This is a genomic window from Streptomyces sp. HP-A2021 (genome assembly GCF_022807935.1).
GTDB lineage: Bacteria > Actinomycetota > Actinomycetes > Streptomycetales > Streptomycetaceae > Streptomyces > Streptomyces afghaniensis.
The window spans coordinates 6170621-6192191 of the sequence record NZ_CP094344.1 but is presented as its reverse complement, the minus strand read 5'-3'; the positions used below and the strand labels follow the sequence as shown (position 1 = coordinate 6192191).

Annotated in this window: 20 protein-coding genes and 1 tRNA gene; 10 read left to right on the top strand and 11 right to left on the bottom strand. The window is 72.2% G+C overall.

Features of this window, described 5'->3' with window-relative positions; translation table 11 throughout:
• From MQE23_RS28060 to MQE23_RS28040, 5 genes are all read right to left on the bottom strand, one after another.
• Positions 1-885: a carbohydrate ABC transporter permease gene (locus MQE23_RS28060; protein WP_020277819.1), complete on the bottom strand. Its 885-nt coding sequence runs from the start codon at positions 883-885 to the stop codon at positions 1-3.
• On the bottom strand, positions 882-1856 hold the full coding sequence (locus tag MQE23_RS28055; RefSeq protein ID WP_020277820.1) for a sugar ABC transporter permease: 975 nt from the start codon (positions 1854-1856) through the stop codon (positions 882-884). Before MQE23_RS28055 ends, MQE23_RS28060 begins: the two co-directional genes overlap by 4 nt.
• Positions 1853-3166, bottom strand: coding sequence for an ABC transporter substrate-binding protein (locus MQE23_RS28050; protein ID WP_243380585.1), 1314 nt, complete (start codon positions 3164-3166; stop codon positions 1853-1855). The genes MQE23_RS28055 and MQE23_RS28050 overlap by 4 nt, the downstream gene beginning before the upstream one ends.
• 217 nt (positions 3167-3383) lie before the next feature.
• The gene (locus MQE23_RS28045; protein ID WP_243380584.1) at positions 3384-4787 is read right to left on the bottom strand and encodes a HAMP domain-containing sensor histidine kinase; all 1404 of its coding nucleotides are present in this window, start codon (positions 4785-4787) and stop codon (positions 3384-3386) included.
• On the bottom strand, positions 4784-5488 hold the full coding sequence (locus MQE23_RS28040) for a response regulator transcription factor (RefSeq protein ID WP_037674643.1): 705 nt from the start codon (positions 5486-5488) through the stop codon (positions 4784-4786). Before MQE23_RS28040 ends, MQE23_RS28045 begins: the two co-directional genes overlap by 4 nt.
• 131 nt (positions 5489-5619) lie before the next feature.
• On the opposite strand from MQE23_RS28040, the gene MQE23_RS28035 reads away from it, so the two are divergent.
• Positions 5620-6126 carry a hypothetical protein gene (locus tag MQE23_RS28035; protein ID WP_243380583.1) on the top strand — a complete coding sequence of 169 codons (507 nt, stop codon included), beginning with the start codon at positions 5620-5622 and terminating at the stop codon, positions 6124-6126.
• A 28-nt stretch (positions 6127-6154) separates the two neighbouring features.
• Here the strand turns inward: MQE23_RS28035 and MQE23_RS28030 are convergent, their stop codons facing one another.
• Both MQE23_RS28030 and MQE23_RS28025 read right to left on the bottom strand, forming a co-directional pair.
• Positions 6155-7024: a fused MFS/spermidine synthase gene (locus tag MQE23_RS28030; RefSeq protein WP_020277825.1), complete on the bottom strand. Its 870-nt coding sequence runs from the start codon at positions 7022-7024 to the stop codon at positions 6155-6157.
• A gap of 83 nt (positions 7025-7107) precedes the next feature.
• Positions 7108-7515: a hypothetical protein gene (locus MQE23_RS28025; protein WP_037674646.1), complete on the bottom strand. Its 408-nt coding sequence runs from the start codon at positions 7513-7515 to the stop codon at positions 7108-7110.
• A 297-nt stretch (positions 7516-7812) separates the two neighbouring features.
• Here MQE23_RS28025 and MQE23_RS28020 point away from each other — a divergent pair, with 297 nt between their 5' ends.
• Positions 7813-9264 (top strand): hypothetical protein, encoded by a 1452-nt coding sequence (locus MQE23_RS28020; protein WP_243380582.1) that lies wholly within the window; start codon positions 7813-7815, stop codon positions 9262-9264.
• A 6-nt stretch (positions 9265-9270) separates the two neighbouring features.
• On the opposite strand, the gene MQE23_RS28015 is transcribed toward MQE23_RS28020, so the two are convergent.
• Positions 9271-9867, bottom strand: coding sequence for a histidine phosphatase family protein (locus MQE23_RS28015; RefSeq protein WP_020271408.1), 597 nt, complete (start codon positions 9865-9867; stop codon positions 9271-9273).
• Positions 9868-10058: 191 nt separating this feature from the next.
• Between MQE23_RS28015 and MQE23_RS28010 the strand changes: the two genes are divergently transcribed.
• From MQE23_RS28010 to MQE23_RS27980, 7 genes are all read left to right on the top strand, one after another.
• On the top strand, positions 10059-11012 hold the full coding sequence (locus MQE23_RS28010; RefSeq protein WP_243380581.1) for a phosphatase PAP2 family protein: 954 nt from the start codon (positions 10059-10061) through the stop codon (positions 11010-11012).
• Positions 10963-12084 (top strand): hypothetical protein, encoded by a 1122-nt coding sequence (locus MQE23_RS28005; RefSeq protein ID WP_037668067.1) that lies wholly within the window; start codon positions 10963-10965, stop codon positions 12082-12084. The genes MQE23_RS28010 and MQE23_RS28005 overlap by 50 nt, the downstream gene beginning before the upstream one ends.
• Positions 12075-13667 carry a hypothetical protein gene (locus MQE23_RS28000; protein ID WP_243380580.1) on the top strand — a complete coding sequence of 531 codons (1593 nt, stop codon included), beginning with the start codon at positions 12075-12077 and terminating at the stop codon, positions 13665-13667. The genes MQE23_RS28005 and MQE23_RS28000 overlap by 10 nt, the downstream gene beginning before the upstream one ends.
• Positions 13664-14998 (top strand): AAA family ATPase, encoded by a 1335-nt coding sequence (locus tag MQE23_RS27995; RefSeq protein ID WP_020271404.1) that lies wholly within the window; start codon positions 13664-13666, stop codon positions 14996-14998. The genes MQE23_RS28000 and MQE23_RS27995 overlap by 4 nt, the downstream gene beginning before the upstream one ends.
• Positions 14999-15259: 261 nt before the next feature.
• Complete coding sequence (locus MQE23_RS27990) at positions 15260-15628, top strand: hypothetical protein (RefSeq protein WP_020271403.1); 369 nt, start codon at positions 15260-15262, stop codon at positions 15626-15628.
• Between the two features lie 136 nt (positions 15629-15764).
• Positions 15765-16364, top strand: coding sequence for a bifunctional DNA primase/polymerase (locus tag MQE23_RS27985; protein WP_020271402.1), 600 nt, complete (start codon positions 15765-15767; stop codon positions 16362-16364).
• A tRNA-Lys gene (locus MQE23_RS27980) sits at positions 16355-16428 on the top strand. The genes MQE23_RS27985 and MQE23_RS27980 overlap by 10 nt, the downstream gene beginning before the upstream one ends.
• A gap of 61 nt (positions 16429-16489) precedes the next feature.
• On the opposite strand, the gene MQE23_RS27975 is transcribed toward MQE23_RS27980, so the two are convergent.
• The gene (locus MQE23_RS27975) at positions 16490-17785 is read right to left on the bottom strand and encodes a M6 family metalloprotease domain-containing protein (protein WP_243380579.1); all 1296 of its coding nucleotides are present in this window, start codon (positions 17783-17785) and stop codon (positions 16490-16492) included.
• A 277-nt stretch (positions 17786-18062) separates the two neighbouring features.
• On the opposite strand from MQE23_RS27975, the gene MQE23_RS27970 reads away from it, so the two are divergent.
• Positions 18063-19925, top strand: a complete 1863-nt coding sequence (locus MQE23_RS27970; RefSeq protein ID WP_051185524.1) for an EAL domain-containing protein — start codon at positions 18063-18065, stop codon at positions 19923-19925.
• On the opposite strand, the gene MQE23_RS27965 is transcribed toward MQE23_RS27970, so the two are convergent.
• Positions 19901-20992, bottom strand: a complete 1092-nt coding sequence (locus tag MQE23_RS27965; protein ID WP_020271398.1) for an LLM class flavin-dependent oxidoreductase — start codon at positions 20990-20992, stop codon at positions 19901-19903. The genes MQE23_RS27970 and MQE23_RS27965 overlap by 25 nt on opposite strands.
• Before the next feature lie 89 nt (positions 20993-21081).
• Entirely contained in the window at positions 21082-21351 is a 270-nt protein-coding gene (locus MQE23_RS27960; RefSeq protein ID WP_243380578.1) for a hypothetical protein, read from the bottom strand.
• Positions 21352-21571 lie beyond the last annotated feature (220 nt).

Sequence of the window (21571 nt, the reverse complement as noted above, 5' to 3'; positions counted from 1 at the left end):
TCAGCCCTTGTTGGCGCCCAGGGTCAGGCCGCTGACGAACTGGCGCTGGAGCACGAAGTAGACGATGAGGGTGGGGATGGCCGTGAGCAGGGCTCCGGCCGCGACCAGGTTGGGGTCGGTGAAGTACTGGCCGGAGAGGTTGTTCAGCGCCGAGGTGATCGGCATGTTCTCGCCGGTGGAGATCAGGACGATGGCCCAGAAGAAGTCGTTGTAGATCCAGATGGACAGCAGGGTGGCCAGGGCAGCCATCGCGGGCTTGCACAGCGGCAGCACGATCTGCCAGTACAGGCGCCAGACGGAGGCGCCGTCGACCAGGGCGGCCTCGGTCAGCTCGTGGGGCAGCGAGCGCATGTAGTTGCTCAGCACGAACGCGCAGAAGCCGGACTGGAACGCCACGTGGATCAGGACCAGGCCGAGCGCGGAGTCGTAGAGCTTGCCGCTCATCGTGATGCCGGGCAGGTCGATCAGCAGGTACAGCCGGTACAGCGGGGTGATGATGACCTGCTGGGGCAGGAGGTTGCCCGCCGTGAAGACCAGCAGCAGCGCCAGGTTGAGGCGGAAGTCGAAGCGGCTGACGTAGAAGGCGACCATCGACGACAGCAGCAGCGTCAGCAGCACGGCCGGCACGGCGACGATCAGCGTGTTGCCGAAGTAGTGCAGCATGTCCGACTGCTGGAAGGCGTTCGTGAAGTTGTCGAAACTCAGCTTGTCGGGCCAGGAGACATAGCCCTTCGTGCTGGTCTCCGAGTAGGGCCGCATCGCCGCGAGCAGCGCCCACAGCAGGGGCGCCAGCCAGGCCAGAGCCGTGACGACGAGGAAGGTGTGCAGCAGGATCCGGGCGGGGCGGACGGGGGTGCGCTGCTTGCTCGCCAGGGCGTGGCTCATGCGCGCCGCTCCTTCCGGAAGGTGGCGATCAGGTACGGGATGATCACCGCGAGCGAGATGACCAGCAGGACGACGGCGATGGCGGAGCCGTATCCGATCCGGCTGGACTCGCCGATGATGTTGTTGGTCACCAGGATCGACAGCAGTTCGGTGCCCTGGGCGCCCTTGTTGAAGACGAAGACCAGGTCGAAGGCGCGCAGGGCCTCGATGATCGTGACGACCAGGACGACGGTGTTGGTGGGCCGCAGGGTCGGGAAGACGACGTTCTTGAACGTCTGCCACTCGTTGGCGCCGTCCAGCGAGGACGCCTCCCGCAGCGCGGGGTCGACGCCCTTCAGGCCGGCCAGGTAGAGGATCATCATGTAGCCGGCGTGCCGCCATGAGGCGGCGACCAGGACGGCCCAGAGGTTGAGGTCCGGGTCGCCGATCCAGTCGATGTAGTGGCCGGGCTTGTTGGCTCCGATGAGGCTGTTGATCAGGCCGGTGTCGGGGTTGTAGACGAGCTGCCAGACGAACCCGGTGACCGCCAGCGAGACCACCACCGGCAGGAAGAACGCGGTCTGGTAGACGCGGCTGAAGCGGATCCTCTTGTCCAGCTGCACGGCCAGGAACAGGCCGAAGGGCGTGGGCAGCAGGATGAGCACGACGAACCAGACGACGTTGTGCTCGACGGCGGGCCAGAACTGCGGGTTGCTGGTGAACAGCTGCCTGAAGTTCTCCAGGCCGACCCAGTGGATGGAGTCGAAGCCGATGCCGTCCCAGCTGGTGAAGGCCAGCGCGATGGAGGCGAGGGCCGTCAGCCACACCAGGGCGACGTGCAGGATCGTCGGAACGCCCGCCATCAGGCCGAGCGTGATGCGGTCGCGGCGGGTCAGCAGCCGGCGGTGGCCCGTCGAGCTCTTCGCGGGGGCGGCGCCCGGAGACGGCGCGGGGGCCGTCTCCGGGTTCTCGGTGGAGGTGTCGGTGCTCATGAGGACGCGAAGATCGTCTTCTTCTGACGCTCGATCGACGAGAGGATGCTGTCGACGTTCTTGGGGTTGCGGACGAAGTTCTGGAGCGCGGGCTGCATCACCGTGGAGGTGAAGTCCGGGCGGGAGTCGCGGTCCATGAACTGCGTCAGGCTCTTCGCGCTGGAGATCATCTCGAAGGACTTCTTCTGGAGCGCGGTGTAGGAGGCGGTGTCGGCCTTGGTGGAGGCGGCCACCACGCTCGAGTCGGCCTTGAGGTAGATCTCCTCGGCCTCGGGGGTGCCCAGGTACTCCAGCAGCTTGACGGCACCGTCGCGGTTCTTCGGGGCCTTGGAGAGCATGAAGCCGTCGGTGGGCGCCTCGACGGTGTCCTGGCCGAACTGCGGGTCGATCTCCGGGAAGGCGAAGAAGTCCAGGTCGTCCAGGTCTGCCTTGTCGGTGAACTGCTGGCCCACGAAGGTGCCCAGCAGATACATGCCGGCCTTCTTCGCCACCAGGGTCTGGGCCGCGTCCTGCCAGGTGCGGCCCACCGCGCCCTCCTGGTGGTAGGGGAGGATCTCCGTCCAGTGGTCGAAGACCTTGCGCACCTTGGGGTCGGTCCAGGAGGCCTTGCCGGCCATCAGCTCGACGTGGAAGTCGTAGCCGTTGGTGCGGAAGTTGATCTGGTCGAACGTGCCCATCGCGGGCCAGGCGTCCTTGTCGCCGAAGGCGATCGGGACGAGCCCGTCCTTCTGCATCCGCTTGCACAGTGCGACGAAGTCGTCCCAGTTGGTGGGGACCTCGTAGCCGTGCTGGGCGAAGACGCTCTTGCGGTAGAAGACCGCCCACGGGTACGTGTACAGCGGCACGAAGTAGTACTTGCCGTCCTCGCCCTTGCTGAGCTTCTTCATCGCCTCGGGGAAGTTCCCGCCGATCTTCTGCCACACGTCGTCGATCGGGCTGGCCAGCTTCTTCGACGCGAAGAACTGCATGCGGTACCCGGCGAACCAGGTGAACACGTCGTCGGGCGTGCCCTGGAGGTAGGAGTTGATCTGCTCCTGGAACGTGTTGTGGTCCTTGGTGTTCACGTCGACCTTGATGCCGGACTTCTTGGTGAAGGCGGCGTAGATCTCGGCGAACGCCTTCTTCGGCACCGCGTCCGAGGAGTTCGAGCCGAGGCTGACCGTCTTCGGGTCGGCGGCCGCACCACTGCCGCCACAGGCGCTCAGCAGGGGTATGCCGGCGCCGAGCAGGGCCGCACCGCCTATGCCGCGCAGGACGGAGCGGCGGCTGGCAGCGGGGAGGGAGAGTCCGGAAGGAGAGAGGTCGTGCATGAACGGCTCCTGAGGCAGGGTTCGGCCACGAGGGTGTGGCGTGAAATCCGGTCTTAATCGACCAGAAATCAACTTGACCGAACACGGTGGCGCAATAACAGCCGTATGTCCGGTCATGCGTCAAGGGCCGTCGACTTCATTTGTCGAAATGTGACCGACCCGTGAGCGCGGACGCAGGCCGGCCGCAGGGAAGGGAGGCCGTGAGCCGCCGGAGGGGTCAGAGCGAGCGGGAGCGGTTGTATGCAGCGGCCGGCCTTCCCCGCCGCCGGCGCCGCACCGGCCCGCGGTGCCCCCTGCTGCTCACCGGCGCCCGCCCGTCCAGCTGGATCCAGATCCGCACCTCGGTCCCGCCGAGCACCGAGGAGCCGATCCGTACGTCCCCGCCGGTCGACTCCGCGAGCCGGCGCACGATGTCCAGGCCGAGCCCGGTCGAGCCGTCGCTCCCGGAGCCGCGGCCCCGCGCCATCGCGGCCTCCGGGTCGGGTATGCCGGGGCCCGCGTCGGACACGAGGACGATCACCGCGTCCTCGCCGTTGTGCACGTCGACCGCGAAGGCGGTGCCCTCCGGGGTGTGCCGGAAGACGTTGCCGAGCAGCGCGTCGAGTGCGGCGGCCAGGTCGGCGCGGGCCACGGGTATGCGCACCGGCCGGTCGGCCCCGGCCACCCGCCACTTGCGGCCCTCGTCCTCCGCGAGCGCCGACCAGAACGCCATCCGCTCGCGCACCACCTCGGCCGCGTCGCACCCGGCGCCCGGACCGGCCGCGGCCGTCTGCGGCTTGGCCTCCCGGGCCGTACGGATGATGGTGTCGACCTCGCGCTCCAGCTGCTCGACCGCGGTCCGGGTCTGGTCGGCGGCCGGTCCCTCGCCGAGCGAGGCGGCGTTGAGCCGCAGCACGGTCAGGGGGGTGCGCAGCCGGTGGGACAGGTCGGCCGCCAGCTCCCGTTCGTTCGCCAGCAGTTGGACGACCTGGTCGGCCATCGAGTTGAACGCGACCGCGGCGAGCCGCAGTTCGGTCGGGCCATCCTCGGGCACACGGGCACCGAGCCGGCCCTCCCCCAGGTCGCGGGCCCCCTCGACCAGGCGCTTGGCGGGCCGGACCATCCGCACGCCCAGCCGGTCGGCGACCGCGACCGAGCCGAGAACCAGTGCGACACCGACCCCGGCGAGCACCGCCCAGGCCGTGGCCACGCCGTTGGTGACCTCCGCCTCCGGCACGTACACCTCGACGACCGCGATCTCGCCGGTGCTGAGCGCGACCGGCTGGAGCAGCGTCGAGCCGCCGGCGACGCCGGTGGTGGACGCCCGGCCCAGTTTCCGCACGGCCGCGATGTCCTCGCCGGCGGCGCGCTGCCGCCCGAGTTCCAGGGCCTCCTGGCCGTCACCCGCCGGTATGTGCACGGCCATCCCGGCGTCGGAGCCGGCGGAGGCCACGACCCGTTCGAGCTGGTCGCGGTCGGTGGTGATGGACAGGGCCGGGGCGACGGCCGCGGCCTCCCGCTCGGCATTGGAGAAGGCGCGGTCCCGGGCCATCTCGCGGATGACCAGTCCGAGCGGCACCGCGAAGGCGAGCACGACCATGGTGGTCACCGCCAGCGAGACCTTGACCAGGGCCCACCTCATCGCGGCGCCTCCGCCCCCGGCGGTTCGAGCTTCACACCGACGCCCCGAAGGGTGTGCAGATAGCGGGGATTCGCGGCAGTTTCGCCCAGTTTCCTGCGCAGCCAGGACAGATGGACGTCGATGGTCTGGTCGTCGCCGTACGACTGCTGCCACACCTCGGCGAGCAGTTCCTTGCGCGGGACGACGACACCTGGCCGGCGGGCCAGGAAGGCGAGCAGGTCGAACTCGCGGCGGGTGAGGTCGAGCCGCGCGCCGTCCAGCTCGGCCTGGCGGCGCAGCGGGTCGACGATCAGACCGCCGACCCGGATCACCGGGGACGGCTCCCCCTCTCCCGCGCCGGAGCGGGCGCGGCGCAGCACGGCCGCCATGCGGGCCGACAGGTGCTCGACCGAGAAGGGCTTGGTCAGGTAGTCGTCCGCCCCGGCGTTCAGCAGCCGGACGATCTCCGCCTCGTCGTCCCGGGCCGTGGCGACGATCACCGGCACGTCCGTGATGCCGCGCAGCATCTTCAGGGCCTCGGACCCGTCGAGATCGGGCAGTCCGAGGTCCAGGATCACCACGTCGAAGCGGACATGGGCGACCTCGCGCAGCGCCTCCAGTGCCGTCCCGACGCTGCGTACGGTGTGCGAGGCGTCGGTCAGGTGCCGGATGAGCGCCGAGCGTACGAACTGGTCGTCCTCGACCACGAGCACACTTGCCATGCGCCGCACCGTACGCCATCTCGAACAGCCGGGTGCGGGCCTGTGGACAACTCCTCGCCTGGGGACAACCGGCCCCGCGTGACTCCCGTTTGTGGACAACGCGTGGGACGCGTGGGGCAGTATGACCGGCGATGCGCAGAGGACTCGTACACGTACTGGCCTGGCTGCTCGCCACGGGCGCGGCGGTCACGCTGTCGTGGTGGGGTGTCCACACGGTGATGGCGGGCACGGCCTACGACCCGCCGCGCGCCCTGCCCATCAAGGCGGCCGATACGGCCGGGCAGGAGTCGAAGGCGCCGCCCACGCCGTCGGAACGGACGAGTCCGCGACCGCGCCGCACGGCGGGCCCACCGCCCACGGTGAGAAAGCCGAGCCCGACCGCCACCCGGCCGCCCCGCCCCTCCCCCGCCGCCACCGGCGAGGTCAAGAGCTACGACACCGACGGCGGCCGGGCGGTCTTCGACCTGGGCAGGGACTCCGCGTCCCTCGTCTCGGCCACTCCCGGCGCGGGCTGGTCGATGCAGGTGTGGAAGACGGAGTCGTGGATCCGCGTGGAGTTCTCCTCGGGCGCCGACCGGGTGTCGGTGTTCTGTACCTGGCACGACGGACCGCCGCGCGTGGAGATCGGGACCTACTGAGTGACGTACGGGTGAGTGCCGTACGGGCTCACCGGAACACCGAAGCGGGCGGCGCGGGCGACGCCACCGCCGCGAGGTCCGTGACGGGTGCGGCCCCGCCGGTGAAGTCGGTGAGTGTCCTGCCGTGCTCGACCCGGCCGGGGTGCGGGTCGGAGGCGGCACGGCGGGTCAGTTCGGCGACGGGCAGCGGCTGGTCGGAGGCGACCAGGACGGCGTTCCCGAAGCGTTTGCCGCGCAGCACCGTCGGGTCGGCGACCAGCGCGAGCTGTTCGAAACGGGCTGCGGCGGTGGCGATCTGGCCGCGCAGGTGGGCGAGCGGCGGCCCGTCGGCGAGGTTGGCGGCGTAGACACCGCCGGGCTTGAGGGCCCTGCGCACGTCGTCGAGGAACTCGGTCGAGGTCAGATGGGCCGGGGTCCGGGCCCCGCTGAACACATCGGTGATGACCAGGTCGGCCCAGCCGTCCGGCACCTTGGCGAGCCCGTCGCGGGCGTCGACGGACCGCACCCGGATGCGCGCGTTCGCGTCCAACGGCAGCTCGCGGCGGACCAGTTGCACGAGGGCGGCGTCCCGCTCGACGACCTGCTGTGTGGAGCGGGGCCGGGTGGCGGCGACGTACCGGGCGAGGGTGAGCGCGCCACCGCCGAGGTGCACGGCGTGCACGGGCCTGCCCGGCGGGGCGACGAGGTCGATGACATGCCCGAGCCGGCGCTGGTACTCGAAGGACAGGTACGCCGGGTCGTCCAGGTCGACGTGCGACTGCGGGGCCCCGTCGATCACCAGGGTCCAGGCCCGGAGCCGGTCGCGGTCGGGGATGAGCTCGGCGAGCCCGCCGTCGACGCTCTCGACGACGGCTTCCCCACCGGCCTGCCTGCGCCGGCCGCTCCTGGACTTACCCATGGGGTCATTATCAGGGCGGGCCGTCAAGCGGGACGTACGCTCCCCCGGGCGCCGGTTCCTCGGCACCTCAGCGCATCGGCGCCTCAGCGGCAGCTGTCCGCCGCTCTGATCGTCCGGGCCGCCTCCCCGAGGGCCTTGCGCAGCACCGCCGGGTCCGTCGCGAGGTCCGCCTCGCCGGGCGGCAGCAGCCAGTCCGAGCCCTCCACCGGAGGTTCGGGGGCCAGGGTAGTTCCACGTCCGTCGGTCTCCGTGCACGTGCTCCCCGGCACGTCCCACGCCGCGGCCGTCCCCGGCGGCACCAGGAAGCCCAGCGTGTCACCGCCGTCGTCGTGCAGTACGGGTCCGACCGCTTCCCCGGCCCCGCGCCGCAGGATGTCGACCGCCTCCAGCCCCTGCCGCGCCGGCACCGTCACGACATCGCAGCCGGCCGGCGGCGGGCTCGGCGCCGTACTCGGCGGTGTACGAGGATCGTTGATCTGGCTGGTCTCCATCCCGGCCTCCACGACGGAACCCCTGCTTGGACGAGCGGTCGGGAGTCGGGGGCCTCCCGGTCCGCAGGGTTCAACGCGGCAGACCGTCAACGGCTACGGCGGAAGTCAGCCGCAAAGGATGGCACTTCATGGCAGATCACGGATGAGATATCCGGTTTGTAGCCAAACCCAGCGTGAGGACTCCGGCACAGCAGGTACGTTCTTGCCCGCCGGACACGGGGCACACCATGCGGGACATTACGCACAACCCGCCCTGAACCCGGCATGGTTCGACGGTTCGCACGAGAGGACCCGGCCATGGCGTCGTCAACGGTGACCTCGTCTCAACCCGACCGGCCACCGCGGCCCAACCTCGCCTTCCGGCACCTGCGCGGACAGCGCTCGCCGGCCGAGTTCGCCGCGGTGATCCGCCGGGCCGCTCTGGAGATCGGCGAGCAGGTCAGCTGTGACGCGCGGTACATCGGCCGGGTCGAGGCGGGCGAGATCCGCTGCCCCAACTACGCGTACGAACGGGTGTTCCTGCACATGTTCCCTGGCCGCACACTCACCGATCTGGGGTTCGCGCCCCGCTCATCGGTACGCGGACGCCGGGCGCGCGACACCGAGGACGCGCCCCTGACGTGCACCGCGAACCCGGCGAACGCCACGAGTGAGACCAGCGGGGCGTGCGAGCCGTATGAAACGCAGAACCCGTACGACCCGCACCACCCGCACGACACCTACGAGGAGAGCGACGTGCTACGTCGCGCATTCATGACCGGCGGGGGCGCCACGGTGGCCGCCGCCTCACTGGGGCCCGTCGGCCTCGCCCTCGACGCCGCGGCGGCACAGCGCCCCGTGCGCCGCGTCGGGGCGAGTGACGCGGGTGCCCTGGAAGAAGCCGTCCGCCGTATCCGGCTGCTCGACGACCGGCACGGGGCCGACGGCCTCTACCGCCGCGCGGCGGCCCCGCTGCGTGCCGCCTACGCCCTCCTGGACGCCGGTACGACCCGGCAGACGACGGCGGACCGGCTGTACTCGGGCGCCGGTGAACTGGCCATCTCCGTGGGCTGGCTGGCCCACGACTCGGGACGCTACGACGACGCCCGCTCCCACTACGCGGAGGCGCTGGCGACCGCCCGGATGACCGGCGATCCCGGCCTGGAGGCGCACGCCTTCTGCAACACCGCCTTCCTCGCGCGCGACGCGGGCCGGCCGCGCGAGGCGGTCCGGGCAGCCCAGGCCGCGCAGCGCGTCGCCCGGCCCGTGGGCTCGGCCCGGCTGATGTCGCTGCTCGCGCTGCGCGAGGCGGGCGGCTGGGCGGGCCTCGCCGACCGCGTCGGCTGCGAGCAGGCGCTGGCCCGGGCGCAGGCCCTCTTCGACCGGGGCCCCTCGGACGACGACCCCGAGTGGATGAGCTTCTACGGAGAGGCCGAACTGGAGGGTCTGGAGGCGCAGTGCTGGTCCACGCTCGGCGACTGGCCCCGGGCGGCACGGCACGCGCGGCGGGCGGCGGAGCTCCAGGATCCGCACTTCACGCGGAACATCGCGCTGTACACGGCGGAGCTGGCGGACGACCTCGCGCGGGGCGGTCGGCCGGACGAGGCCGCCGTGGCGGGGATGCGGGTGCTGGATCTGCTGGAGGAGGTCCAGTCGTCCCGGATCCAGACGATGCTGGCGGCCACGGCGCGGGTGTTGTCACCGCACCGGCGGGCTTCGGGGGTGTCGGCGTTCCTCGAGAGGCACGCGTCGATGCCGAGGGTGGTGTGAAACGGCTCACCCCACGAGGTGCCCCGAGTCGTTCCAGCTCTCGATCGCCGGCTCCCCGTAAGCCCACCCCAGCACCGACAGCGACGTCGGATTCAGCCGTATCCGCGCCGCGAAGTCGATCGGCAGGCCCAGCCACCGCGCCCCGATGGAGCGCAGGATGTGCCCGTGGGCGAAGACCAGGACGTCCCGGTCCTCGGCGCGTGCCCAGGAGACCACCTCGTCCGCCCGGGCCGTGATCCCGGCGAGGGTCTCGCCCTCGGGGACGCCGTCGCGCCAGATGAACCAGCCGGGCCGGACGGCCTGGATGTCCGCCGGGGTCATGCCCTCGTACGCCCCGTAGTCCCACTCCAGCAACGCGTCCCACGCCTGCGCGCGGTCGCCGAAGCCGGCCAGTTCGCAGGTCTCACGCGCGCGTGCCAGCGGGCTGGTGCGCACCTCGACGCCGGGCAGGCCGTCGTACGGCGCCCGGTGCAGGCGCTCGCCGAGCAGCTTGGCCCCGCGCCGGCCCTCCTCCAGGAGCGGCACGTCCGTCCTGCCCGTGTGCTTGCCGGACAGCGACCACTCGGTCTGTCCGTGCCGGGCCAGCAGGATGCGCGGAGCCATGGGGGACCTTTCCGGAAGAAAAACGCGAGCGGAACTCCACCATCATCGCGCACGCTGGTCGCGGGCAACCCGGAGGGCGATCTCTGCGTCTTTGAGGTCCGGAGGGCGCCCCCAGGGCGCGCACCCACGCCGTAAAGTGGCACGACCGACCGGCCGGGGGCCGCGTGGAGACGAAGGGGGAGGGCGATCGGATGCCGCACACCGAGACACCGGGCACCGAGGCGGCCCCTGCGCTCCGGCTCCGCTGGTGGACGGAGCTGCCGCTGATCCTGCTGGTGTACGCCTGCTACACGGCGGGCCGGCTCCTCGCCCGGGGCGACGTGTCGGGTGCGGTCGACAACGGCCTGGCGCTCCTGCGCGCCGAGAAGGCGCTGTATCTCAACTTCGAGCATCCGCTCAACCGCCTCTTCACCCACGAGGCCTGGATAGGCATACCGGCGGACTTCTGGTACGCGTCGCTGCACTACCTGGTCACGCCGGCGGTCCTCGTGTGGCTCTTCCGCTCCCGGACGGTGCGCTACCGCGCCGCGCGCACCTGGCTGATGACGTCCACTCTCATAGGCCTGGTCGGTTTCACACTGATGCCGACCTGCCCGCCCCGGCTCCTCGACGCGAGCCACGGCTTCGTGGACACGATGGCGCAGTACAGCTCGTACGGCTGGTGGGGCGGCGCGGCAAGTGCCCCGCGGGGCATGGGGGGTATGACCAACCAGTACGCGGCGATGCCGAGTCTGCACGTGGGCTGGGCCCTGTGGTGCGGAGTGATGCTGTGGCGCTACGGCGGTACGCGCACGGCGAAGGCCGCCGGAGTCGCCTACCCGCTGATCACGACGATCGTGGTCATGGGCACCGCCAACCACTACTTCCTCGACGCGGTCGCGGGCGCGGCCGTCATGGGCGTCGGGCTGCTGCTGGCCCCGGTCGTGATGCGCGCGGCGGACCGGGGCAGGGCGCGTTTCGTGCCGCGGGTCGCACCGGTCACGGCCGCATCTCCCGCCACGGGTTCCCCGATTGTCAGTGCCGGATGCCAGACTTCCGCGGGTGAGCGAATTCCACGGCAGCGCGAGTCGCGGTTCGGAGCGGGAGCCGAGCCGAGTGCCTCCCCCAAGGACGCGGGGGACGGCGCTCCGGCACCGGCTCGCTGAGCTGCGCGGTCCCGACGTACCGGCGAAGGCCCTGGATGCGCGCGCGTTGGCGGCGCTGGCCGCCAACCCCGGGTGTGCGCGCAGAGCGATCCTCGACGGGGCCGGGGTGAACAAGGCGGCGCTGGCGAGCGCGCTGGGCTCGCCGTCGGCCTTCGGTCAGTCCCAGTTCGCGCTCACGCGGGGCAACGCCTTCGAGGCGAAGGTCAAGGCCGACGGCGGCGCGGAGCTGCTGCGGCTGGTGCACGAGAAGCTCGACCGTTCCGCCGAACCGCCCGCCGAGGCGCGCGTGCCCGACCTGACGGCGACCGGCCCCCAGGGGCGCACGGCCCGTACGGCGCTGGAGCTGCGGGAGGCCGCCGCGCACCCGGGCGCGTGGACCCTGCTCGACCACCCGATGCTCGCGCTCGACGTCGCGGGCTCCCCCGCGTTCCTGGAGCCGGATGCCGTCGTGGTGCATCCGGACGGCAGCTGGACCGTGGTCGAGATCAAGTCGTTCCCGCTGCTGGACGGTTCGGCGGACCCGGCGAAGGTCGGTGCGGCGGCCCGGCAGGCGGCGGTGTACGTACTGGCGCTGGAGGAGGTCGCGGCCCGTCTGGACCCCTCCCCGCGCGTGCGGCACCGGATCCTGCTCGTCTGCCCCAGGGACTTCTCCAACCTGCCGGCCGCGTCCGCCGTCGACATCCGCAAGCAGCGCGCTGTGACGGCCCGCCAGCTGACCCGGCTGACCCGCATCGAGGACATCGCCGAGGCGCTCCCCGAGGGCACGTGCTTCTCCCCGGAGCTGCCCGCCGACGAGCTGACGGCCGCCGTCGAGTCGGTCCCGGCGACGTACGCGCCGGAGTGCCTGTCCGCGTGCGAGCTGGCCTTCCACTGCCGGGCCCGCTCCCGCGAGACGGGCGCGGTGACCTCGCTCGGGCGGCCGGTGCGGGCGGAGCTGGGCGGGCTGACGACCGTGGAGGACGTCCTCGCGGCGGCCCGCGGCGAGGCGGGCGACCCCGCCGATCCGGCGGTGGCGGCACTCAGGCGGGCGGCGGCCCTGCGTGCCGAGGCACTGGAGGCGGCGTGTCGCTGATCTCCACCCTGGCCCGGCTCGAAGCCGTCAGCACGGGCCGTGCCCAGCCCGCCGCGACGGTCCGGCACCGGCACCTGTCCGACCGTCCTCTGGTGTTCGTGCCGCTCACCACCGCCGGTGAGGCCGGCGCCCCGCTCGGTGCGCTGGTGGGCACCGACCGGGACGCGCCGCGTCTGCTGGTCGTCCCGCAGCCCCGCGACCGCGACCTCAGGTTCGCGTTCCTGGCCGAACTGGCCGACGTGGTGCTGCCGTACGTCGACGCGTTCGCCGAGGTCGTGGAGGCGGCCGAGCGCACCGAGACCGACCCGGAGACCGGCAAGCGGGTCAAGGTCGAGGTCGACCTGTGCGCGGACGCGCCGCAGCTGATCGTGCCGAGCCGCGGGGGCATCGACCTGGTGCGCCTGCTCGGGCGCTCCATGCGCTTCCGGCGTACGGCCGAGCAGGACCCGGAGGCTCCGTATCCGGCGCCACCCCGGGTGCCGCTGCTCGGGCGGTGGCTGACGCACTTCGGGGAGCGGGCCCGGGTGCCCGGCTCCTCCCTGCTGCTGGCCATGACGGACGTACTGGGACGACACTGGGCGACCGGGCAGTCCACGCTGGAGGACCAGCACCTGGGGGCGCTGCTCGCCTGGATCGACCCGCCTGAGGGCCTGACCGGCGCCGAGGCGGCGCTGCGGGCCGAGCTGGAGCGGGACGCGCAGGGCCAGCTGACGTGTCCCCCGGCCGGTCCCGCCACCGACCCGGCGTTCGACAACAAACTGCTCGCCCCGGCCATCGAGCGCTACGACCGTGCCCGCACGGCCCTGGCCGCCGCCGAGGACGGCCTGGAGGCCGACGACCGGCTCGGTGCGCTGACCGCCGCCGAGCGGGAGATCCGGGACCTGGTGCGCAGCCGCACCCTGCCCACCTGGGAGAAGGTCTGGCAGGGCCTCGACCTGCTGCGGGAGCTGCCCGAGGGGGCGCACGTCGAGGAGCGCTGGACCCGCGACCGCTGGTCCTTCACCGGCCACCGCGACCGGGTCCTGGCCGGCGAGCCGCCGCAGCCTCGCCGCGACGACGCGGTCACCGCCGCCAACAAGCTCGCCACGCGCGAGCGCGAGCAGGCCCGGCTGGAGGCGCAGGAGGCCCTCGACGACCTGCTGGTCATGGCGGGACGACGGCTGTCCGGGGAGGCGTTCGCGGGTGAGGTCACGGACGTCGTGATGGCGTACAGCGAGGGCAAGCGCCCCAGCCCCCGCCCCCTGGTCACGGTCCGCACGGACGACCGGCCCCATCTCGGGGAGCGGACGAAGGTGTACCGGTCGCTGGGCGGGAAGCCGCAGTCGGCGGAGTTCGTCGGGGCCGAGGAGGACGGCGGGTACGTCGTGCTGCGGATCCTCGACAAGATGGGCCGCGGCAAGGAGCCCGAGCCGGGGTCGGTGCCGGAGAAGGGCGAGCGGGTCTGCTTCACGCTCTTCGAGCACGAGCAGCGGGGCGGCGCGAAGCTGCCCGACCCGGAGGAGACACCCTGGACGCACGGCGGGCCGCCCGGTGAGGCGACCCTGGAAGCCGCCGATCCGGTGACCGCGGAGGACCTGCTGTGACGACGCTCTTCGATCCCTCCGCCGCCGCGGCCCAGGCCACCGACGCGATCCTCCACGACACGCTGCACGGCACCGCGCGCGGTGTCGTCGTCGACTCCCCGCCCGGCGCCGGCAAGTCCACGCTCGTGGTCCGCGCGGCCCTGGAACTGGCCGAGGCCGGCCATCCGCTGATGGTGGTGGCGCAGACCAACGCCCAGGTCGACGACCTGGTCCTGCGGCTCGCCGAGAAGAACCCCGAGCTGCCGGTGGGCCGGCTGCACAGCAGCGACGCCGACCCGTACGACAAGGCGCTCGACGACCTGGAGAACGTCCGCAAGTCGGCGAAGGCGGCCGATCTCGCCGGGCTGGCCGTGGTGATCTCGACGGCGGCGAAGTGGGCGCATGTGAAGGCCGACGAGCCGTGGCGGTACGCGATCGTCGACGAGGCGTACCAGATGCGCTCGGACGCGCTGCTCGCCGTGGCCGGGCTGTTCGAGCGGGCGCTGTTCGTGGGCGACCCGGGGCAGCTGGACCCGTTCGCGATCGTGGGCAGCGAGCAGTGGGCCGGCCTCACGTACGACCCGTCGGCCTCGGCGGTGACGACCCTGCTCGCGCACAACCCGGACCTGCCCCAGCACCGTCTGCCGGTGTCCTGGCGGCTCCCGGCCTCGGCGGCGCCGCTGGTGTCGGACGCGTTCTACCCCTACACCCCGTTCCGCAGCGGCACCGGTCACGACGACCGCCGCCTGTCCTTCGCCGTGCCGTCGGACGGCTCGGGCCCCGACCGGGTGATCGACGAGGCGGCCGAGTCCGGCTGGGGCCTGCTGGAGCTGCCCGCGCGGCACACCCCGCGCACGGACCCGGAGGCGGTACGGGCGGTGGCGACGGTCGTACGGCGCCTGCTGGACCGGGGCGGCGCGGCGACCTCGGAACGCTCACCGGACCCCGCCCCCCTGACCGCCGACCGGATCGCCGTCGGCACGGCGCACCGGGACCAGGCGGCGGCGGTCCGTGCGGCCCTGGCCGACCTAGGCGTCACCGACGTGGTCGTGGACACGGCGAACCGGCTCCAGGGCCGCGAGTACGACGTCACGGTGGTCCTGCATCCCCTCTCCGGCCGCCCCGACGCCACGGCCTTCCACCTGGAGACGGGCCGCCTGTGCGTCCTGGCCTCCCGCCACCGGCACGCCTGCGTCGTGGTCTGCCGGGCGGGGGTCGGCGACCTGCTGGACGACTATCCGTCGACAGAGCCGGTGCAACTGGGGACGGTGGTGAAGTTTCCGGATGGGTGGGAGGCGAATCACGCCGTGCTCGCGCACCTGGCAGAGCACCGCGTGGAGTGGCGGCCATGACCCACCAGCGCCCCACCCTCCGCCGGCCGGAGGCCGGCACACCGCCGGAGGCGGCCGATGAAACAGCCCGGATGGGTGGGAGGCGAATCACGCCGTGCTCGCGCACCTGGCCGAACATCGCGTGTCCTGGCAGCCGTGACGAACGCCGGGGGGTGTCGCAGCCGTACCCACTACCGCGATGCCCACTTGCGCGCCCGCGAGACAATGGACGGTGGCCCACTCCACCTGGAGGGTCAGCGCGACGTACGAGGAGGAGTAGACATGGCGGAGCCCACGCCGCGTCGGAACGAACCGCGGCTACGCCCCGCGCCCCTGCTCTTCGAGCCCGCGGAGGCGGCCTCCGACCCTGAGCACTTCTTCGATCTCGAGTCGATCGACGACCCCCGCGCGCTGCTGTCCCGCGCGACGGAGCTGACGCTGGCGTTCCGGGCCGCGGCGGACCGGGCGGTGGAGTTCCAGGCGATCGCGGCGGCGCAGCTGGCCGATCCGCGGCGGTTCGACCGGCTGACCACCGCGGACATCGCCGAGCGGGCCGAGTGGACCGAGGACTACGCCAAGAAGATGGTCGAGTTCGGTCGGGACCTGATGCGGGGCGGCGGCGAGGGCCTCGGGCCCGTCGACCCGGTGTGAGACCGGGGAGATCCCGCCGCTTCTCGATCTACCTGGCATATGCCAGGCGGGCAAGATACCCCCTCCCACCCCCTCCTGTCCCGATTTCCCGCAACCCTCGGGAACCGCGCGTTCACGGCCGGTAGATGTTGATGCCATGAGCAGCGCATGGAACGCCTCCTATGTCACCCCGGACGGGGCCGCCTGGCTCGCCTCGGCAGGAACGTATCCGCGGAGCACGCTCGCCCTCTGGGAGGAGCGGCCGGCCGCGCCGGTCGTGCTGCCCTGCGGGTCGGTCTTCGACGTCGTCAGCGCACCCGCGATGTTCGGGCGGCGGATGCTCGACCGGCTGTGGGACGACGGGCCCGGCTCGGGGCCGGTCGCGGAGTTCCGCGGCCGGATGCTGCTGTTCGCCGCGCCCGGCACGGCGCAGCGGCTGCCGGCGCTGCTGGAGTGGGAGGAGTGGGGCAAGCACGGCGGGGAAACCCGGGAGCCCGGCCGCACGGGCGGGGTCCCGCCCCTGCTGTGCCACGGCACGGGCGACGCGGTGACCGTCCCGGCGGCGGCGGACGACGCCTCCCCCAGCCGCTCCGGCGCCCGCTGGCTCGTCGCCCCCGACACCCGTCAGCCCTGGCTGCCCGGCCCCGAGGTACTGCTGTGGGCGGCCGTCCGGGCGGCCCGTTCGGCCGTGCGGATATCGATTTTTCCTCCCGCCGACCAGGGTGCTAAGGTCTACGACGTCAGCAGGCGCCGCTAGCTCAGTTGGTTAGAGCAGCTGACTCTTAATCAGCGGGTCCGGGGTTCGAGTCCCTGGCGGCGCACAGACGGCAAAGGCCCCTCGCGAGAGCGAGGGGCCTTCTGCGTGCCCGTGACGGAGCACTTTCAACGGCCCGCTGTGATCTTCACCGTCCAGGCCCCGGACGCCGTACGTCCCTCCACCTCCACCCGGACGCCCTCCCCCGGCACCGTGAAGCTCTCCCCGGGGCCGATCGGCGCATCCGCGAGAGGCGGGTAGACCGAGTCCTCCCAGCAGGCCTCGGTGCCCGGGTGGGCGTCGATCACCTCGATCGGCCCGCCCCCGGACTGCGCCCCGCCCCGCACCCGGTACACGAGCACCCCCTGCCGGCACGCGGCCAGGTCGTTGCCCACCGGGCCGCGCGCCTCGAAGGCGAGCACGCTGTCGCGACCCGTCCGCAGCACCGCGAGCTTGGTGCCCCGCCCGAGACCGAAGGCCGGCGCCCCCGCCGCACCCGCCACCGGCACCCCGGGCCCGGCCGCCAGCGGCTCCAGGGTCAGCCGGGCGGGCCCGGCGTCCTGCACGCACCGCACCTGCCGCTGGTCCAGCCAGCCCAGCTTCCACTTGTGCCAGCCGAACAGGTCGGGTGCCAGTCCGAACTGGCTGCCCATCAGGTCCCAGTCGCCGACGTGCGTGTCCCAGTCGCCCTTGCCGTCCACGGGCCGGTGGTAGAGGTCGGGCAGGTCGAACACGTGCCCGGTCTCATGGGCGAGAACGAGCCGGTCCGGCGGATGCTGCTCGAACACGGTGACGACCCGGCGCAGATCGGTGCCGTCGGCCCGCATCGGACTGGTGAGGTTGACCACCTTGGTCGCGTCGGAGTCCACACCGGGCGCGTCCGGGTCGGCGACGAAGTACACGACGTCGTAGCGGGAGAAGTCGACCTGCGGGTCGGCCACGGAGAGCGCGTCCCGCAGGTACGCGGCCCGGTGCGCGGCGCTCCAGTCGCGCTGTATGTCGTACGCCGTGGACGGCTGAGGCATCTGGATCCAGTGCCCGAGCGGATGCGGGCGCAGGGTGAAGCGGCCGTAGGAGGCGCGTTCGAAGAAGCGGGTGGTGGCCGGGAAGTGGTCGGCGGTCAGCTCCTGCGGCGTGGTCAGCGGATGGGCGTCCGGGAACGACAGGAAGACCATGACCGCGTCCAGGGCCCGGGCCGGGCGCGGATAGGCGGCGTTCCAGGTGTCCAGGCCCTCGGAGTGGTGGGCGTCGGTGCGGGTCAGGGCGCAGGGCGCGGCCGAGTCGGGTTCGGCGGCCGACGGGCCGGTGCCGAGGGAGGTCGCGGCGAGCGCCGACATGGTGGTGAACACGGCCGCGGTGCTGCGCAGTCGGGCGCGCGGGAACTGACGCGGCACGGGTACCTCCGGGTACGGTTCGCGGGACACCGCACCCAGCCTGTGATGATTTGTCGTACTGCGTCCTGTTTGCTTGCACCAGTCGGGTGAAGAAGCCGAAGAATCGCGGACGCCGACACCCGCGAAGCACTCACAGAACGTCACAACTGGTCGGGGGCCTGAAGAAGCCGTCCAGGCGTGAGCAGAAACGATCTGGCAGAAGGGCGGGCTGGCCCGGGACACTGGACACCGGCTGGAAGGCCCTGGGGCCAGCCTCTATGATCGGCACACTTTCCTGACCTTTCCTGCACGGACAGAGATCGAATACATGCGGGAGCGAGCGGTGAGCGGAACCTCCGAAGGGCCGGCGCCCGCGGCAGACCTCGACCGGCCGGTCGTCACAGAGAGTGAGATCGACACGTCTCCCCGTACCGAGCCCCCGGCGCATCCGCCCTACCGCTCCGTCTTCACGGCCGCCCCGCTCGCCATGGCCGTCGTCGACCGCGAAGGGATGGTCGTCAGCGCCAACGACTCGCTCGGCGCGCTGCTCGGTACCGCCCCGGACGAGCTGGCCGGGGCCGTCGCCGCCGACCTGGTCGACCTCACCGCCGACGCCCGCACCTGGCACGCGTACCGCGAGGTGCTGCGCGGCCGGCAGTCCCGGCTGCGCTGCGCCCGACGTCTCAAACACCCCGACGGGCACTCGCTGTGGGTGCAGGTGACGGTCGCCCCGCTGCCCGCCGAGGACCGGGCCGTCCTGCTGTCCGTCGCCGACATCAGCTCCCGCCGGGAACTCCAGGCCCGGCTGCGGCACTTGCAGATGCACGACCCGGTGACCCGGCTGCCCAACCGCACGCTGTTCTTCGAACGCCTGTCGGCCGCGCTGGAGGCGGAGTCGTACGAGCAGAGCGGCACGGGCCGGATCGGGCTGTGCTACCTGGACCTGGACGGGTTCAAGGCCATCAACGACACCCTGGGCCACCGCGTGGGCGACCGGCTGCTGGCCGCCGTCGCCGAGCGCCTCACGCGCTGCGCGGACGAGGCCGGGCAGGCCCGGCCCAGCATCCCGCTGGTGGCCCGGCTCGGCGGTGACGAGTTCGCGCTGCTCGTCGAGGACTCCACGGGCACCGAGCAACTGGCCGAGCTCGCCGAGTCGGTGCTGGAGGCGATCCAGGACCCGTTCGACATCTCCGGGCAGCGGCTGTCGGTCTCGGCGTCGATCGGCGTGGTGGAGCGGCACGCGGCCGGGACGACCCCGACCGCCCTGATGCAGGCGGCGGACACCACGCTCTACTGGGCGAAGGCCGACGGCAAGTCCCGCTGGACGCTGTTCGACCCGGAGCGCAACGCCCACCGCATGACCCGCCAGGCCCTCGCCTCCACGCTGCGGCCGGCCATCGACCGGGGCGAGTTCCGGCTGGAGTACCAGCCGCTGGTCGGCATGGAGGACGACCGGCTGCACGGGGTCGAGGCGCTCATCCGCTGGAATCATCCTCAGTTCGGCGTACTGACGCCGAATCGGTTCATCGGACTTGCCGAGGAGGACGGTTCGATCGTTCCGCTGGGCCGCTGGGTGCTGCGGACGGCGTGCCGACAGGCCCGTCGCTGGCAGTTGGACCACCCCGACGAGCCGCCGATCTTCGTGAGCGTGAACGTGGCGGTGCGTCAGGTCTGGGACTCCGACCTGGTGGCGGACGTGGCGGAGATCCTGGCGGAGACGGGCCTCGCGCCGCACCTGCTCCAGCTGGAGCTCACCGAGTCGGCGGTGATGGGCTCGGCCGGCCGGCCGCTCCAGACCCTGAAGGCCCTCAGCGACATGGGCGTGCGCATCGCCATCGACGACTTCGGCACCGGCTACTCGAACCTGGCCTACCTCAGCCGCCTGCCGGTGTCCGTACTGAAGCTGGACGGCACCTTCGTCCGCGGCTTCCAGTACGACGACCGGGACAGCACGGCCACCCGCCCGAACCCGGCCGACGAGGTCGTGGTCGAGGCGATGATCCAGCTCGCCCACCGGCTGGGTCTGACCGTCACGGCCGAGTGCGTGGAGACCTCGGACCAGGCGACCCGGCTGCGGCGCATCGGCTGCGACACCGGACAGGGCTGGCTCTACTCCCGTCCGGTGCCGCCGGATCGCATCTCCGAGCTGCTGGGCACGCCGGGTGTTCAGGCGGGCGTCGGCAACCCGTAGGCGTCGGCGATGAGTTCGTAGGAGCGCACGCGTACGTCGCCGCCGTGCGCGTTGGCCGTGATCATCAGCTCGTCGGCGCCGGTGCGCTTCTGCAAGTCGTCCAAGCCGGAGCGGACCTCGTCCGGGGTGCCGTGGATGACGTTGGCGTTCCAGGAGTCGACGAAGTCCCGCTCCATCGGACTGAACTCGTAGGCCTCCGCCTCCTCGGGGCTGGGCACGAGGCCGGGACGTCCGGTGCGCAGCCGGACCATGCTGAGCGCGGCGGCCAGCACTTGGCGGCGGGCCTCCTTCTCCTCCTCGGCGGCGAGCGCGGAGACACCGATGAGGGCGTAGGGCTCGTCGAGCACGGCGGACGGCTGGAAGGACTCCCGGTACAGGTCCAGGGCCGGGACGGTGTTCTGCGCCGAGAAGTGGTGCGCGAAGGCGAAGGGCAGTCCGAGGACACCGGCGAGGCGGGCGCTGAAACCGGAGGATCCCAGCAGCCAGACAGGCGGGCGGTGCGGGGACTGGACGCCGCCGGGACTGGTCGCCTGGATCGGCCCGGGGACGGCGTGGATACGGCGGTAGGGATGCCCGTCGGGGAAGTCGTCGTCGAGGAACCGGGTCAGCTCGGCGAGCTGCTCGGGGAAGTCGTCGGCGCCCTCGTTGAGCCGCTCGGTGCGGCGCAGGGCGGCGGCCGTGGCACCGTCCGTTCCCGGCGCGCGGCCGAGCCCGAGGTCGATGCGGCCCGGGGCCATGGCCTCCAGGGTGCCGAACTGCTCGGCGATGACGAGCGGAGCGTGGTTGGGCAGCATCACTCCGCCCGAGCCGAGGCGGATGCGGCCGGTGTGGGCGGCGAGGTGGGCGAGGATCACGGCCGGGGACGACGAGGCCACGCCGGGCATGGAGTGGTGCTCGGCGACCCAGTAGCGGTGGAAGCCGCGGGACTCGGCGAGGCGGGCCAGGTCGACGCTGGTGCGCAGCGCGTCGGAGGCGGTGCGGCCGGCCCCGACGGTGACCAGGTCCAGTACGGAGAGGGGGACGGGGGCGCTGCCCTGCGCTGCGCCGCGTATCTCTTCTGCCGCCACGGTGGGGTGCCTCCTGCTGTGGGCCGTGTGCTGTCGTTCCGGCCTTAACAGGGGACTGTCTCCGGTTATTCCCGGGAGGTGCCGGAGGGTCAGGCGGCCCGCTCCCAGTCGCTCTGCACTCCGCCGGACGGGGGCCGCCGGGCGGCCTTCTCGCGGACGCGGAGCACGATCCACGCCAGGGCGGCTCCACAGGCGAGCCACCAGGGCAGCGACCACACGGCACCCCACCAGCGCACCTGCGGATCGAGGACGGCGTCCACCGCGGCGGTGATCATCGCTGCGGCCAGGCTCCAGCACAGCAGGCACCCGGAGAACTGGACAGCGCTTACAGGGGATCTGAACGGGCCCGTTTCGGCCATCGGGGAGTCCTTCACGGCGCGACTGGCTGCGGACGTGGCCAGTGTGCACGGGGAGAACAAGAGAAGGGGAACGCGCTTTCGGTCAACTCAAGGGCCCTGCGAGACGGCGGAGTTGAAGGTTCCTCACCTCTGGGCGGATCGTTCACCCCCTATGCCCGGATCTGCCCCGCCGAAGAGGTGGGACCGATTCCGGGCGTCGGTGGCGAGCACGGCGCGCGGA

What these genes read in the sequence shown, in the direction of transcription:
- MQE23_RS28060 (WP_020277819.1), bottom strand. Translation starts at nt 885, where the DNA reads ATGAGCCACGCCCTGGCGAGCAAGCAGCGCACCCCCGTCCGCCCCGCC.
- MQE23_RS28055 (WP_020277820.1), bottom strand. Translation starts at nt 1,856, where the DNA reads ATGAGCACCGACACCTCCACCGAGAACCCGGAGACGGCCCCCGCGCCG.
- MQE23_RS28050 (WP_243380585.1), bottom strand. Translation starts at nt 3,166, where the DNA reads ATGCACGACCTCTCTCCTTCCGGACTCTCCCTCCCCGCTGCCAGCCGC.
- MQE23_RS28025 (WP_037674646.1), bottom strand. Translation starts at nt 7,515, where the DNA reads ATGGAGACCAGCCAGATCAACGATCCTCGTACACCGCCGAGTACGGCG.
- MQE23_RS27960 (WP_243380578.1), bottom strand. Translation starts at nt 21,351, where the DNA reads ATGGCCGAAACGGGCCCGTTCAGATCCCCTGTAAGCGCTGTCCAGTTC.
- MQE23_RS27985 (WP_020271402.1), top strand. Translation starts at nt 15,765, where the DNA reads ATGAGCAGCGCATGGAACGCCTCCTATGTCACCCCGGACGGGGCCGCC.
- MQE23_RS28045 (WP_243380584.1), bottom strand. Translation starts at nt 4,787, where the DNA reads ATGAGGTGGGCCCTGGTCAAGGTCTCGCTGGCGGTGACCACCATGGTC.
- MQE23_RS27970 (WP_051185524.1), top strand. Translation starts at nt 18,063, where the DNA reads ATGCGGGAGCGAGCGGTGAGCGGAACCTCCGAAGGGCCGGCGCCCGCG.
- MQE23_RS27990 (WP_020271403.1), top strand. Translation starts at nt 15,260, where the DNA reads ATGGCGGAGCCCACGCCGCGTCGGAACGAACCGCGGCTACGCCCCGCG.
- MQE23_RS28035 (WP_243380583.1), top strand. Translation starts at nt 5,620, where the DNA reads ATGCGCAGAGGACTCGTACACGTACTGGCCTGGCTGCTCGCCACGGGC.
- MQE23_RS28015 (WP_020271408.1), bottom strand. Translation starts at nt 9,867, where the DNA reads ATGGCTCCGCGCATCCTGCTGGCCCGGCACGGACAGACCGAGTGGTCG.
- MQE23_RS28020 (WP_243380582.1), top strand. Translation starts at nt 7,813, where the DNA reads ATGGCGTCGTCAACGGTGACCTCGTCTCAACCCGACCGGCCACCGCGG.
- MQE23_RS28030 (WP_020277825.1), bottom strand. Translation starts at nt 7,024, where the DNA reads ATGGGTAAGTCCAGGAGCGGCCGGCGCAGGCAGGCCGGTGGGGAAGCC.
- MQE23_RS28010 (WP_243380581.1), top strand. Translation starts at nt 10,059, where the DNA reads ATGCCGCACACCGAGACACCGGGCACCGAGGCGGCCCCTGCGCTCCGG.
- MQE23_RS28040 (WP_037674643.1), bottom strand. Translation starts at nt 5,488, where the DNA reads ATGGCAAGTGTGCTCGTGGTCGAGGACGACCAGTTCGTACGCTCGGCG.